The organism is Pseudoxanthomonas sp. PXM01 (genome assembly GCF_014851815.1).
GTDB lineage: Bacteria > Pseudomonadota > Gammaproteobacteria > Xanthomonadales > Xanthomonadaceae > Pseudoxanthomonas_A.
Genome location: NZ_JACVAJ010000003.1, coordinates 235,939 through 249,222 on the forward strand (window position 1 = coordinate 235,939; position 13,284 = coordinate 249,222).

Here is a 13,284-nt window from a genome sequence, read left to right on the forward strand (position 1 = left end):
CGATGCTCTCCGGATGTGCGGTCGCATGGGTCGTGCTGTTTTGCCTCGCCGGCGAAACACATGGCCATGAGATCGACAACCGGCCCGTATGCGAGGTAGTTGCGGCGACGGACCGAACGATCGACGCGACAGTGATCGCCTCCGAGGACCTCTGCACCACGCGGGGTTGGACGTGTCAGGGCGTGCTGGTACGGGCCCGGGACGCAACCGATACAGAGGACATCGTGTTCGTGACGTCGGCGGCATTGGACGTGGGGGAGCGCTACACCCTGTTCCTGGCTCGGCTGGCTGGCAATCGCCAGGTATTCCTCTACAACGTGGAATACCGCACGTTCGCAGCACCCGAAGAAGCGGCTTACTTCCTGCCATTTGACGGCGCGTTCCTGCAGCGCGGCCCAGCGAGGTCGCGGCTGCTGCCCGTGCCGTGCGTCGGGGACGGATCCGACTGTGTATGGTTGAGGCGGCATGCGAAGCACGGCTCCGCTGCCCCGGTGCTGGTCGCCTACCCGTCGTTCGACGAGGACTTGGGGAAGTGTCCGCGCTAGTGCGCCTGGGCACCGTGCACTGATCCGGTATCCATCGAATCGAAGAGAGACCCATGTCGCCGTCACTTCTGCTTTCCCTTGCCCTGGCGCAAGCGCCCATCGATGAAGGCATGCCCGCAGCGGTCGCGGAGACGGCCTTCGCGCTGCTCCTCGAGAGCCGGCAGGAATCGGAGCGGGTCCTTTGCCTGGTGGTGGAGGGCGGGGATCCTCCGCATGGCCTGGATGCGTTGGCCGCCGCGACGCCCGCGACGGTGGTCCCCGGCAGCGAGTGCCATTACGCGCAACGCGCGGACCGGCGTGAGGTCGCGCTGACGCGGAACGGTGAGCTGGCGGAGTTCATCAACCTTTCCTCGTTCGAATACAGGAGTCCACACGAAGTCGCCGTCAGCTACGAGTATCGCGCCGGCAGCTGGACCGGCACGGGCTCAGTGCTCCTCGTGAGCCTCGAGGGCGGCGCTTGGAAGGCACGATGGCAAAGCCCCTATCACTGGGTCGAGTAGCCGGCGGACGCGCCGGCCCGAGTGGTCCGCGGCGATCGCTGCACGCGGACCACAAGGGCCCAATGGCGCGAATCCGCATCCGTCTCTCGCCCATCGGCCTGGCGGTGATACCGGACGCAGCGCTCGCCCACGGCGAAGAGGTGCTGCTGTTCCCATTCGGAACACTGGTGGCGGTCGCCGTGATCGCGATGGTGGCGTTCGCTCTGCGGATCCATTGGCATGTCCGTGTCCTGGCCTGGCTGGCAGCAGTGGCCGCCTCCTTTCCGCTCTGGTTCGTGCCTGGACGCCTGCTGCCCGCTCCGCTGCGCTCTACCGATGCAGGCATCTTCGCGACCGGCTTCCTGCCGTCGCTGATCGTGGCCGCCGTAGTGGTGTGGCTGTTCCGTAGACGGAAATCTCCCACCAATCGGCGTTAGGGCCCACATGAGACTTCTACTGCTGTCACTGCTGGTTCTTGCGGGCTGTCCTGCCACTGCACTTGCTTGTCGCGAGCCGCCCCAGGACGTGCAATTCAAGGATGCCGACACTGTCTTGGTTGGCTGGATATCCAGTGCCTCTGTTCCAGAGCTGGAGTCGCTCTCTCCCGGCAGCAGCGATACAGACGTCCTCAATCAAATAATGAATAGTCGTCGAGTCTTTCGCATCTTCGTGACGGAAACGCGAAAAGGAGAAGCGGTAGCTCACCAAACAGTTGAAGTCTCTCGATGCACGGGTGCCTACAACGATGTAGGGGTCCGTGTTGTCGCTTATCGCTCTTCGGATGGGTCATGGCGGGTTTCACAGTTGCCGCTTCAAGATTCCGCTGGTGGGCCCTGACAGTTCATTCAACCCGAACCCGCTTCGCGGGTCGGCCTGACTCAGGCGTTAGCAGGCATCCGGATCCGCACTGTGCCGCGTCTTCGGTCGCATCGGACAACCCCGGGAAGGCCGGGCTATCATCCGGCGGCGGCAGGCCTCTGCACCGGTCTCGCTGCGGCATCTTGGCATCGGATCAGGGAGGGATCATGCAGGCGAGTTCTGATTTTTTCGTCGGTTGGGGAACGCTGTCGCTCATCAACGCCGGTCTTGCGCAGTCGAAGGGGCGCAGCGGCCTCGGCTGGTGGCTTGGCTCCGTGTTCATCGGGCCGCTGGCGACGCTGCTCATCGTCGTGCTTCCGCCGGTTGCCGGCGTGGCGGGCGATGCCGGGCCATCCACCTGACGCGCGCGCCGATTCGATTCCGCCCGCCAGCCTCATGCAAGGCATCAGCCATCTGACCTTCATCGTCAGCGACCTCGAGCGCATGGCGATGTTCCTGTGCGAGGGGCTCGGCGCGCGCGAGATCTACGACAGCGCCGGGAGGAACCATTCCCTCTCGCGGGAAAAGTTCTTCCTGCTCGGCGACGTCTGGATCGCGGCCATGGAAGGCGAGCCCCCGGACCGGCGCTCCTACCAGCACGTGGCCTTCCAGGTCGGTGAGGCCGATCTCCCCGGCTACCATGCCCGCCTCACCGCGATCGGCGCGGACATCCGGCCTCCTCGCGACCGCATCGAGGGCGAGGGCCGGTCGCTTTACGTCTACGACTTCGACAATCATCTGTTCGAGCTGCACACCGGTACCCTCGAGCGGCGTCTGGCGCAGTACCGGGCATCGGCCGGACCCTGACCTCCACGGTGCGTGACCCCGCAAGGAGCGCAGTCCATGTTCCAGGCGTTGCGTGGTCCGCTGCCGATGGCGGTGCAGTACGCTTCCGTCCGTGGCGCGCACGGGCGGACGTGATGGGCTGACGGCGCCGGGGAAGACAACGCGGAGGTGGACGATGGCGAAAGTGACGGGAATCGGCGGCGTGTTCTTCAAGAGCCGGCACGACAGTGCGGCGCTGGCGGCGTGGTACCGCGAGCACCTGGGCATGCCGTTCGAGGATTGGGGTGGCGCCGTGCTGCGCTGGCCGGACGACACTGCCGAGGACAAGGGCCTGACGGTGTGGACCATCGCCGAGAAGGACAGCCAGTGGTTCAGTCCCAGCGACGCGGCTTTCATGATCAATTACCGCGTCGACGACCTCGATGGCCTGCTGGCGAACCTGCGCGCCGCCGACGTGCCGATCGTCAAGGGTCCCGAGTCCCACGAGAACGGCAAGTTCGCCTGGGTCATGGACCCGGAAGGCAACAAGGTGGAGCTGTGGGAACCGATGACGTGGGATGAGAAGAACAAGACGGCCTGAGCCGTCCTCGCACCATGTACGTTCGAACAGGAGCATGACCATGTGGCCGCACACACGCAGTTTCGCGATCGGTGCGCTCGGCTCTGTCGTCGCACTGGCGCTGTCCGTCTGGGCGCTGGGATGGAGCGGCGCAATCACCAGGCCCAAGGACGTCGGCATGGCGGTCTGGGAGTGGGCGGTGGTGCTGGGACTGGGCGCGACGTTGGTGGCGCTCGCGGTGCACTCGCTGTTGCTTGCCGTGTCCAGGGCGGCGCGATGGCCCGCGTTCGCCGGATTCGCGACGTCGCTGGCAGTGATCCTGCTGGTGTCCGGTTCGCTGGCCGCGACGTGGAAAACGCTGGTGATGTGGTGCCTGGGTGCGCTGCTGGCGTCATGGTGGGTAGGCAGGACAGCGAGCCGGGACGCGCCCGGCCGCACCGCTTAGGCCGCGCGATGGACCGCATGGTCGAGGTCCTCGGCTGGAAACTGACGGCGCTCATGATCGGGGTGTCCGTCCTGTACTTCATCGTGGCGTTGGCGCCGGTCTGGTGGCCTGCGATCCGGGTGTTCCGTTCGCGTCCCCGGCTGCCGCGGCCGGTACTGTTCGTGGCGGTGGTGGCGTGCCTGGTCTACGGCGTGTTCTTCCTGCTCGGTTTCGTCGTGCTGCTGCCCTTGGAGGCGTACCGGGTGTTCCTCCTGCCGGAGTTGGATCCCGCCGGTGGGACGCGAGGCCACTGGCTCACGGCGTCGCTGGACTGGGTGTCCGACTATGGGTGGATCGTGGTGGTCATCGCAGAGCTTGCGCTGACGATCCAGCTCACGCGAACGCTTGCGCCACGCTGGGCGCATCTCTGTTCGCCGCCGCCACCGCAGACGTCCTGAGCCTGCGCAGGAGAGGGCGAGCCGGACGCGACCCCGTCACGCGTGCCCGACGAGGGTAGTGACGGAACGTTTCGACTCACCATTGCCGGATTCCTCCGGCTTTCGCGTGTACCGAAAGAAGGCACGCCGGCGGGGACGCATGATGGAAGCGAGTATGGGAACGGTGCGCCGCGTGGTCGCACCGGCGGGACGTCCTTACCGGAACATCGGGTTCTTCTTCCTGGCATTGCTGGCGATGGTGGTCGCCGGTTTTACGCCGCCGGTACCCGGAACGCCCTTCTTCGGCTACTTCAGTCGCGCGGCGACGCCGGTGGCCGTGCCGATGGTGATCCATCTGCATGTGCTGGTGGCGATGGCGTGGTTCGCGCTGCTGAGCGTGCAGCCGTTCCTGATCCGCGCCGGACGTGCCGACCTGCATCGCAGGCTGGGCTGGTTCTCGCTGTTCCTGATCGTGCTGTTCACGGTCACCGCCGTGCCAGTGATGAAGCATGCGTTCGAGAACGGACTCACGCAGATGTCGCGGAACGCGGCGCTGTCGATGCTGGCGCAGCCGGTCAACGGGCTGGTGTTGCTGCTGGTGTTTTACGCACTTGCACTGTGGCGACGGCGTCGCCTGCACCAGCATGTCGCCTGCGTGGTGGCGGCCTCGCTGGTGACGGCCACGCCCGGATTGGCGCGCTTGGGTCTATATGTGGTGGGCGGCATGCAGGGCATCCTGCTGGTGATCGTCTTCATCTACGCCACGCTGATCGCCTTCATGCTGCTGGCGAAATTCCGCTATCGCCAGCCGGTGCTGAAGAGTCCGTACCTGGCGATCATCGGTGTGTTCCTGCTGGCGCACAGTATGGATGTCGTCGGCAGCCAGACGGACGTGTGGCGTGCGATGGCCGAGCGCATCGTGGCGGTGTGGTGACGGGGGCGCGCGTCAACAGTCGGATGACGTGCGGTCGCGACTGACGTCGCTCCTACAAGAACAGCACTCCGTCAGTCCGCCGGCACCGTGCGTTCCCGTGCCCACTTGCGCAGTGCCTGCACTTGTTCGGCCATCAGCACGGACAGCGGGCGGGTGCTGCGGATCTCGTGCATGACGAGGTCGGTGTCGAGCGGCTTCTGCTCGGCATGCGCGGCGTACATCGCCGAGACGATGGCCTGTTCCAGCTCCGCGCCGGAGAAGCCGTTCGCCGCGGCGGCCAGCGCCGGCAGGTTGAAGCCTTCCGGGTCCAGCGCGCGGCGCGACAAGTGCACGCGCAGTACCTCGACGCGGGCGTCGGGCGAGGGCAGGTCGACGAAGAAGATCTCGTCGAAGCGGCCCTTGCGCAGCAGTTCCGGCGGCAGGTCCTGTACCTGGTTCGCCGTCGCGACCAGGAACACTTGTCCGCTGCCGGCGCCGGCCTTGCGTTCGGCCATCCAGGTGAGCAGGTAGCCGAGCACGCGGCGTGACACGCCGCCGTCCTCGTCGCCGCCACTGGCCAGGCCCTTCTCGATCTCGTCGATCCACAGCACGCACGGCGCCAGCTGCTCGGCCGAGGCCAGCGCGGCGCGCAGGTTCTTCTCGGTCTCGCCGTGGTACTTGTCGTACAGCGTGCCGAAATCCAGCCGCAGCAGCGGCACGCCGAAGCCGGCGGCGGTGGCCTTGGCCAGCATCGATTTGCCGCAGCCCTGCACGCCGAGCAGCAGCACGCCCTTGGGCAGGTCCAGGCCGGGCGGCGGATTGCCCGAGACGAACACCGCGCGGCGCTGTTCGATCCAGCGCTTCAGTCGCGAGGCGCCGGCGACGTCGGCGAACTTCGCCGTGTCGTATTCGTAATGCAGGTGGCCGCTGCGATTGAGCAGTTCGAACTTCAGCTTGTTCAGCGCCGGCAGGTCGCTGGCGGTCAGCGCGCCGTCGGCGAAGATCAGCTGGCGCGCGATGCGGCGTGCGTCGACCAGGCTCAGGCCCTGCAGGTTGCGCACGATCTGCTTGACCGCCTCGCCGTCGGCCTCGACGCGGCGGCCGCCGTGTTCGCGCGCGTAGTGTTCGGCTTCCTCGCGCACCATCTTCAGCAGCGCAGGGCCGTCGGGCAGGCGCGGGTTGAAGCGCACGGCCAGGGCTTCGAGTTCGGCCGGCAGTTCGATCTTCGCGCCGACCAGCACCACCACGTGCGGCAGGCTGTGGCGGCGCTGCATGATGTCGCGCAGCTGGCGCTGGCTGCTGGCGTAACCCAGGTAGGGGTGGAAATCGAGCAGCAGGTAGATGCCGCGCTGTTCGGCCTGCCTGATGGCCTGCAGGGCGGCGCTGGCGTCGGGCGGGCCGACGGCATCGTCCTCGCGGTCCATGTCCAGGCGGCGCAGGCCCTCGGTGATGCTCCAGCGGAACAGCGCCCGCCACACCTGGCCCAGCGCCTGCCGGAACAGCTCCACCACGCGGGCCTCGTCCTGGGTCTCGACGACGATCAGCGGGGTGTTGGCGCGGATCAGCGCGGTGAGGTCCTGCAGCTCGTTCATGGGGCGTCCGGTCCGTGGGGACCGGCACGATAGCAAGCGCCGTACGGAACGGGGAGCGGGACGGCCCGCGACAGCGGGTCGCGGGGGCGGGCACGCCGGTTCCCGCTTCACTTGTCGCGGTGTACCCTCCGGGTTCTCCAGCAACGAGGTGCGCGCATGAAGACGATTCTGGTCGCCAGCTCCAAGGGCGGCGCGGGCAAGACGACCCTGGCGACCAATCTGGCAGCGTACTTCGCACTGGATGGCAAACGCACCGTGCTGGTGGACGTGGATCCCCAGCATTCCTCCACCCGCTGGGCCGAACGCCGGGCGGAACTGGAAACCGCCGTGCTGCCGATCGACGCCAGCGGCAAGCGCGCCTGGAAGGCCTGGCTGCCGGAAGACGCCGAGCGCGTGGTGATCGATGCCCCGGCCGGCGCGATGGCCGACGACCTGGAAAGTTTCCTGGAGCAGGCCGACGCCGTGGTGGTGCCGGTGCTGCCGTCGGCGCTGGACATCGAGGCGACGGTCGGCTTCCTGAACACCATGGCCAAGGTGCCGCGCGTGCACAAGCGCAAGCTGCCGGTGGGCCTGGTGGTCAACCGCAGCAAGCCGTGGACCAACGCCTCGCAGCAGGCGGTGGAGATGCTGAAGACCTGGCCTTACCCGGTCATCACCCAGTTGCGCGATACCCAGGCCTATGTGGTGATGGCGGGCCTGGGTCGCAGCCTGTTCGACTACCGTTCGGCGCAGGTGCGTGAGCACCAGGCCGACTGGGAACCGTTGTTGAAATGGATCAAGAAGGCCTGAGGCCGAAGGAGTCGTTGTCCCATGCGTGAACTGATCCTGCTGCGCCATGCGCATGCCGAACCTGCCACCGCCGGCCAGTCCGACCTGGACCGTCCCCTGTCGCCGCAGGGCCTGGCCGAGGCCGAGGCCGTCGCGCGCTGGCTGAAGGAGCAGGGCCTGGTGCCGGACCGCGTGCTGTGCTCGCCGGCGCGACGTACGCGCGAGACGCTGGAAGCGGTGCTGGGTGCGATCGGCTACGTGGAACAGCGGCTGGAAGAGCGCATCTATGAAGCCACACCGGGAACGCTCGCCGACCTGGTCGACCAGCACCGCGAAGCCGAGCGCCTGCTGATGGTGGGCCACAACCCGGGCTTCGAGCAGCTGGCCGCCCTGATGTATTCCGGCGTGACCAGCGAGTACCGTGGCATGCCGCCGGGCGGCGTGGTGGTGCTGACGCTGCCGGTGGATGCGGCGATCGAACCGGGCGTGGCGCAGCTCTCCGCCTTCTGGTGGCCATGAAGTCCGATCTGCCGCTGGCCGTCTGGCTGGTCGTGCTGTGCCTGGCCCTGCTGTGCGCCGTGCCCGCGTGGGCACAGCAGGGGCGGAACGATTTCGACCCGGCGCATACGCGGCTGGGTTTCGAACTGCGCACGCGCTGGGGTCAGGTGCTGGACGGCGTTTTCCGGCGTTACGAAGGCTCCGTGGAGCACCTGCCGGACGGGCGCCAGCAGGTGCGCCTGCGCATGTACACGCGCGACGTGGAGATCATCGACCACCCGCGCTACGGCGAGTGGGCCCGCAGCGAGAAGTTCTTCGACGCCGACCGCTATCCGGTGGTCACCTTCACCTCGAAACCGTACGACCCGATGCTGCTGTACGACGGCGGCACCCTGGAGGGCGACCTGAGCATCAAGGGCATCAGCCGGCCGCGCAGCCTGGAGGTGGCGCCGGCCGACTGTTCGCACCCCGCGGTGGGCTGCGACGTGGTGGCCACCGGCGCGGTGCGCCGCAGCGACTACGACATGGACGACTGGATGCTGGCGGTCAGCGACCGCGTGGTGTTCGTGCTGCGGGCGCGGACCAGGAGCGCGAAGACACCGTGAACCGATGCGTCGTGGCTTTCACCGTGCGCTGCGCGGTGCTGTGCGTCGCGCTGCTGGCCAGCGGCTGCGCCAGCCTGTCCGACCGCCAGCGCGACCGCGCGGCCGGCATCGCCGCCGGCGCCCGTTCGACGGTGGTCGAGTGCACGCAGGCCGATGCCTGCGCCGTGGCATCGCCGCTGTACGACCTGGCGGCGCAGGCGCGCGCGGAATCCACCGCCGACGCGCCCCGCCATTACGCGGTGATGCTGGACAAGGGCTCGGATGCGCTGCTGGCGCGGCTGAACCTGATCCGCAGTGCGCGCGAACGCATCGATCTGCAGACCTACATCTTCGACAAGGACGACAGCGCGCGGCTGGTGCTGGACGAGCTGCTGGCCGCGTCGCGGCGCGGGGTGAAGGTGCGCGTGCTGATCGACCAGCTGTCGGCGATCGCCGACCTGGAGATCCTGGCCGCGCTGTCCGGTTCGCACCAGAACTTCGCCATCCGCATCTACAACCCGAGCTTCGGCAAGGCCAAACTGAACTACCTGGACTACGCGGGCAGCGTGCTGTGCTGCTTCCGCCGCTTCAACCAGCGCATGCACACCAAGCTGCTGCTGGTGGACGACCGCATCGGCATCAGCGGCGGCCGCAACTACCAGGACGACTATTTCGACTGGGATGCCGAATACAACTTCCGCGACCGCGATGTGCTGGTGGCCGGGCCGGAAGCGGCGGCGATGGCGGCCAACTTCCAGGCGTTCTGGGACGCGCGCCGCAGCGTGCCGGCCGAACGGTTGAACGATGTTGGACGGACGCTGCTGGAGGGCGGCGTGCCGGCGATGCCGGTGCCGCGCTACCTGCGGCCGGAGCGCGTGCAGTCCGCGAGCGCGCAGGCCAGCGATCCGCAGGTGATGGAGAAGCTGTTTGTCGAACCGGCTTTCAGGGTGGGGGCGGTGCGCTACATCGCCGACCTGCCGCAGAAGCACCGGCGCGAGCGCCGCCACGACGATGCGCCGGCGGCGCCGGAACTGGAGGCGCTGATCCGCGGCGCACAGAACGAAGTCCTGCTGCAGACGCCGTATCTGGTGATGTCGAAGCAGGCGCAGTCCATGTTCCGCGACATGCGCAAGCGCCAGCCGCCGCCGCAGGTGACCGTGTCGACCAACAGCCTGGCCGCGACCGACAACCCGATCGTCTATTCGATGTCGTTCAAGTACAAGCGCCGCTACCTGCGCGAGTTCGGCTTCCAGATCCACGAATACAAGCCGTTCCCGGAAGACGCCCCGGTGGACTACGCCGCGCTGATGCCGGAAGGGCCGCCGGTGGCATCGCCGGTGGGCGGCGGGGACCGCGGCATCCGCGGTCCCTCCGGTTCGATCGGACCGTCCGGCGGATCCGCGTCCGACGCCGGCGAGACCACGCGCCGCCTGCAGCGTACCGAGTCGCGGCCGTCGTTCTTCAGCAGCGGTGCGGCGGCCGAGCCGCTGCCGCTGAAGCGCGCGGGCGTGCGCATGGGCCTGCACGCGAAGTCGATGGTGATCGACGGCGAGATCGCGGTGATCGGCACGCACAACTTCGACCCGCGTTCGGAGAACTACAACACCGAGGCGGCGGTGGTGATCAACGACACCGCGTTCGCGCAGGCGCTGGCCGGCAGCATCCGTCGCGACATGTCGCCGGAGAACGCCTGGCTGATCGCGCCGCGTGCCAAGCCGCCGGTGTTCTCCGGCCTGGACTACAGCCTGGGCAAGGTGTCCGAGGCGCTGCCGATCTTCGACATCTGGCCCTGGCGCTATGCGACCAGCTACGAGTTCCAGCCGGGCCCGGACTGTCCGTTGCCGGTCGGCCCGAAAGACCCGGCCTTCCAGCGCTGCTACGTGGCGGTGGGCGACTTCCCCGAAGTCGATGTCGGCGCGAAGTGGCTCTACACGCGCGTGCTGACCGCGTTCGGCGCGGGGCTGGTGCCGATCCTCTAGCGCCCGCGCGGCGCATGGTCCGCCGCGATCTGCGCCGGCGTCAGGCGGAGAAAGCGGGCGGCGTTGCCGTACAGGATGTCGCGCTCCCGTAGTGCACCGCGTAGACGTGCAGTCGCGGGTGCCTGCGCAGCACCTCCTCCAGCAGGAACGGCGAGCCGAGGAGCGCCGCGACATCCAAGGCGTCGCGCGGATCGAGGATCGGTGCAAGCGTATGTTGGTCGCCCGGGCAGGCGGGTATTCCCGCAGGCACTTCGTCCATCGCAAAGGCGTGCAGATGCATGTCGATCACCGGTGCGCCATGCACGGGTGCGCCCATGGCCGGAAGGCTGGCGGCCAGCAGCAGGAGGAGGGCATGGCGCATGGCCGGATCCCCGTCGTCGATGCCGGGTAGAACGCGGCCGATCGCAGGCGCGGGCCAGTAAGATGGATCTCCCGCGCACCGAGTCCCGCCATGAGCTTCCTGAAACCCGTCGATCTCGCCGCCGTCAACGCGCATGCGGCCAATACGCTGGTATCGAACCTTGGCATCGTCATGACCGCAGCGGGCGAGGACTGGCTGCGCGGCACCATGCCGGTGGACGCACGCACGGTGCAGCCGTACGGCATCCTGCATGGCGGCGCATCGGTGGCGCTGGCCGAGACGTTGGGCAGCGTGGCCGGCAACCTGTGCGTGGACACGACCCGGGAGATGGTCGTGGGTCTGGAGATCAACGCCAACCACGTGCGCGCGATGCGCAGCGGGGTGGTCACCGGCACCGCGCGCGCGCTGCACGTCGGCCGCAGCACGCAGCTGTGGGAGATCCGTATCGAGAACGACGAAGGCAAGCTCGTCTGCGTGTCGCGGCTGACCCTGGCGGTGGTGCCGCTGCCCAAGGGCTGAGGCCGGCGAGTCGCGGCCGCCGTCACGTGTCCGGCCGCTATGTCCCTCCCTGCTGCCGCCTGACTCCTGCTATCGTGACAGCATGACGCCGCCCCCTGTTCATGTTGCTGGCGGCAGCGGTGTCGCGCGGGCTTTCCGCTACGCGTACCGCGTGCCGTTGCTGCTCATCCACCTGCTGGTCTTCCTGCCGATCGTCCTGCTCTGCCTCTCGCCGCTGCTGGTCTGGGTGCGCGTGGGCGACGAAAGCGTGGGCGACGTGGCGGTGCGCTGGTGGTCGGGCGGGCTGATGCGCATTTTCGGATTCCGCCTGCGCCGCGTCGGTACGCCGTTGCCGGGCCCGACGATGTTCGTGGCCAACCATGTCAGCTGGATCGACATCGAGGCGCTGCACAGCCAGCGCATGATGGGCTTCGTGGCCAAGCAGGAGATCCGCGGCTGGCCGGTGGTGGGCTGGCTGGCAGCGCAGGGACACACCATCTTCCACCAGCGCGGCAGCCAGGAGTCGCTGGGCGGCGTGCTGCAGGCGATGATGCAGCGCCTGCGCGAGGGCCGGCCGGTCGGCGTGTTCCCCGAAGGCCGTACCCGCGATGGACACTCGGTAGGGCCGTTCCACGCACGCATCTTCCTGGCCGCGGTCGAGGCCGGGGTGCCGGTGCAGCCGGTGGCGCTGCGCTACGGCGCCCGCGGCAGTGCACAGCCGGTGGTGGCGTTCGGACCGAAGGAGAGCTTCTTCGCCAACTTCCTGCGCCTGCTGGGCGAACCGGCGCGCACGGCCGACATCTGCTTCCTGGAGCCGATCCGCGTCGCCGATGTCGAGGGCCGCCGGCGCATCGCGGACCTGTCGCGCGAGCGCATCGTCCAGGCGATGGCCGAGGCCTGAGCGGCCGCCGTGACGGCATTGCGACCTATTCGAGGGAATACTCGGTCCACCGGTGCCACCCTCGTGCCGATGCCGCCGCGATGACGCCATGATCACTGCCGCCGACTTCCGTCCCCCGCGCTGGTTGCGCAACCCGCACCTGCAGTCGGTCCTGGGCTCCAGCGGGCTGCGCCGCCGGCTGGCGCTGCGCGCGCTGGCGGGCAGCGGGGCAGTGACGCTGGAGCACATCGTGGACGGTGGCGACGGCGTGCGCCTGCAGGGTTTCCACAGCGAGATTCCTGGCCGCGCGCCGCGTGGCCTGGTGCTGCTGCTGCACGGCTGGGAAGGCAGCGCCGATTCCAGCTACATGCGGCTGACCGCCGCGCAGCTGCTGGCGCGCGGCTTCGACGTGTTCCGGCTCAACTTCCGCGACCACGGCGACACCCATCACCTCAACGAGGACCTGTTCCACTCCAACCGGCTCGACGAGGTGGTGCATGCCGCCCTCGACGTGTCGCGGCGGTTCGCCGGCGACGAGCCGATGCGGGTGGCGGGGTACTCGCTGGGCGGCAACTTCGCGCTGCGGCTGGCGCTGCGCGCGCCGCAGGCCGGGCTGGCGCTGGCGCACGTGGCGGCGGTCTGCCCGCTGCTGGATCCGGCCACGACGATGGACAGCATCGAGAACGGACTGCCGCTGTACGACTGGTACTTCGCACGCAAGTGGCGCCGCTCGCTGGAACGCAAGCGCAGCCTGTTCCCGCAGCGGCACGATTTCGACGACACCGTGCTGGCGCTCGACATCCGTGCACTGACCGACTGGCTGGTGCAGCGGCATACCGCCTTCGGCACGCTGGACGCCTACTTCGACGGGTATGCGATCTCCGGCGAACGCCTGGCCGGCCTGAGCGTTCCGGCGCATATCCTGATGGCCGAGGACGACCCGGTGATCCCCTTCGACACGTTCCGCGACTGGGCGCTGCCGTCCCAGGCGACGCTGGAGATCGCGCCATGGGGCGGCCACTGCGCCTTCATCGAGAATGCCGCCGGCAACGGCTACGCCGAGCGCTGGGTGGCCGAGCGACTGGCCGGCAGCGCCGCCTGAGCGGGGAACGCCCGTTACAAT

General features: G+C 68.3%; 18 protein-coding genes. 16 read left to right on the forward strand and 2 right to left on the reverse strand.

Going from position 1 to position 13,284, the window contains the following annotated elements; translation table 11 throughout:
* Window positions 1–2: 2 nt before the first annotated feature.
* The 9 genes from IB230_RS17675 (at window position 3) to IB230_RS17715 (ending at window position 5,022) form a co-directional block, all read left to right on the forward strand.
* Entirely contained in the window at window positions 3–545 is a 543-nt protein-coding gene (locus IB230_RS17675) for a hypothetical protein (RefSeq protein WP_225589654.1), read from the forward strand.
* A 53-nt stretch (window positions 546–598) separates the two neighbouring features.
* Entirely contained in the window at window positions 599–1,045 is a 447-nt protein-coding gene (locus IB230_RS17680; protein WP_192274183.1) for a hypothetical protein, read from the forward strand.
* A 62-nt stretch (window positions 1,046–1,107) separates the two neighbouring features.
* Window positions 1,108–1,461, forward strand: coding sequence for a hypothetical protein (locus tag IB230_RS17685; RefSeq protein ID WP_192274184.1), 354 nt, complete (start codon window positions 1,108–1,110; stop codon window positions 1,459–1,461).
* Between the two features lie 588 nt (window positions 1,462–2,049).
* Entirely contained in the window at window positions 2,050–2,244 is a 195-nt protein-coding gene (locus IB230_RS17690; protein ID WP_192274185.1) for a hypothetical protein, read from the forward strand.
* A 34-nt stretch (window positions 2,245–2,278) separates the two neighbouring features.
* Window positions 2,279–2,689, forward strand: coding sequence for a FosX/FosE/FosI family fosfomycin resistance hydrolase (gene fosX, locus IB230_RS17695; RefSeq protein WP_192274186.1), 411 nt, complete (start codon window positions 2,279–2,281; stop codon window positions 2,687–2,689).
* 154 nt (window positions 2,690–2,843) lie between these two features.
* Window positions 2,844–3,248, forward strand: a complete 405-nt coding sequence (locus tag IB230_RS17700) for a VOC family protein (protein WP_192274187.1) — start codon at window positions 2,844–2,846, stop codon at window positions 3,246–3,248.
* A 40-nt stretch (window positions 3,249–3,288) separates the two neighbouring features.
* Window positions 3,289–3,672 (forward strand): hypothetical protein, encoded by a 384-nt coding sequence (locus IB230_RS17705; RefSeq protein WP_192274188.1) that lies wholly within the window; start codon window positions 3,289–3,291, stop codon window positions 3,670–3,672.
* Between the two features lie 17 nt (window positions 3,673–3,689).
* Window positions 3,690–4,109 (forward strand): hypothetical protein, encoded by a 420-nt coding sequence (locus IB230_RS17710; protein WP_192274189.1) that lies wholly within the window; start codon window positions 3,690–3,692, stop codon window positions 4,107–4,109.
* Window positions 4,110–4,263: 154 nt separating this feature from the next.
* Window positions 4,264–5,022: a hypothetical protein gene (locus IB230_RS17715; protein ID WP_192274190.1), complete on the forward strand. Its 759-nt coding sequence runs from the start codon at window positions 4,264–4,266 to the stop codon at window positions 5,020–5,022.
* 71 nt (window positions 5,023–5,093) lie between these two features.
* Here IB230_RS17715 and IB230_RS17720 read toward each other — a convergent pair whose 3' ends face one another.
* Entirely contained in the window at window positions 5,094–6,593 is a 1,500-nt protein-coding gene (locus IB230_RS17720; protein WP_192274191.1) for an AAA family ATPase, read from the reverse strand.
* Between the two features lie 156 nt (window positions 6,594–6,749).
* Between IB230_RS17720 and IB230_RS17725 the strand changes: the two genes are divergently transcribed.
* The 4 genes from IB230_RS17725 to IB230_RS17740 are packed head-to-tail and all read left to right on the forward strand — an operon-like array spanning window position 6,750 to window position 10,422.
* Complete coding sequence (locus IB230_RS17725) at window positions 6,750–7,382, forward strand: ParA family protein (RefSeq protein WP_192274192.1); 633 nt, start codon at window positions 6,750–6,752, stop codon at window positions 7,380–7,382.
* Between the two features lie 21 nt (window positions 7,383–7,403).
* Entirely contained in the window at window positions 7,404–7,880 is a 477-nt protein-coding gene (locus IB230_RS17730; protein WP_192274193.1) for a histidine phosphatase family protein, read from the forward strand.
* On the forward strand, window positions 7,877–8,464 hold the full coding sequence (locus tag IB230_RS17735; RefSeq protein WP_192274194.1) for a YceI family protein: 588 nt from the start codon (window positions 7,877–7,879) through the stop codon (window positions 8,462–8,464). The genes IB230_RS17730 and IB230_RS17735 overlap by 4 nt, the downstream gene beginning before the upstream one ends.
* 11 nt (window positions 8,465–8,475) lie before the next feature.
* Window positions 8,476–10,422, forward strand: coding sequence for a phospholipase D family protein (locus tag IB230_RS17740; protein WP_343227369.1), 1,947 nt, complete (start codon window positions 8,476–8,478; stop codon window positions 10,420–10,422).
* Window positions 10,423–10,462: 40 nt separating this feature from the next.
* On the opposite strand, the gene IB230_RS17745 is transcribed toward IB230_RS17740, so the two are convergent.
* A complete protein-coding gene (locus IB230_RS17745; RefSeq protein WP_192274195.1) occupies window positions 10,463–10,783 on the reverse strand; it encodes a hypothetical protein in 321 nt (106 codons plus the stop codon).
* Between the two features lie 90 nt (window positions 10,784–10,873).
* Here IB230_RS17745 and IB230_RS17750 point away from each other — a divergent pair, with 90 nt between their 5' ends.
* From IB230_RS17750 to IB230_RS17760, 3 genes are all read left to right on the forward strand, one after another.
* Entirely contained in the window at window positions 10,874–11,302 is a 429-nt protein-coding gene (locus IB230_RS17750) for a hotdog fold thioesterase (RefSeq protein WP_192274196.1), read from the forward strand.
* Between the two features lie 82 nt (window positions 11,303–11,384).
* The gene (locus IB230_RS17755) at window positions 11,385–12,182 is read left to right on the forward strand and encodes a lysophospholipid acyltransferase family protein (RefSeq protein WP_192274197.1); all 798 of its coding nucleotides are present in this window, start codon (window positions 11,385–11,387) and stop codon (window positions 12,180–12,182) included.
* Between the two features lie 91 nt (window positions 12,183–12,273).
* The gene (locus IB230_RS17760; RefSeq protein WP_192274443.1) at window positions 12,274–13,263 is read left to right on the forward strand and encodes an alpha/beta fold hydrolase; all 990 of its coding nucleotides are present in this window, start codon (window positions 12,274–12,276) and stop codon (window positions 13,261–13,263) included.
* Window positions 13,264–13,284: the final 21 nt, after the last annotated feature.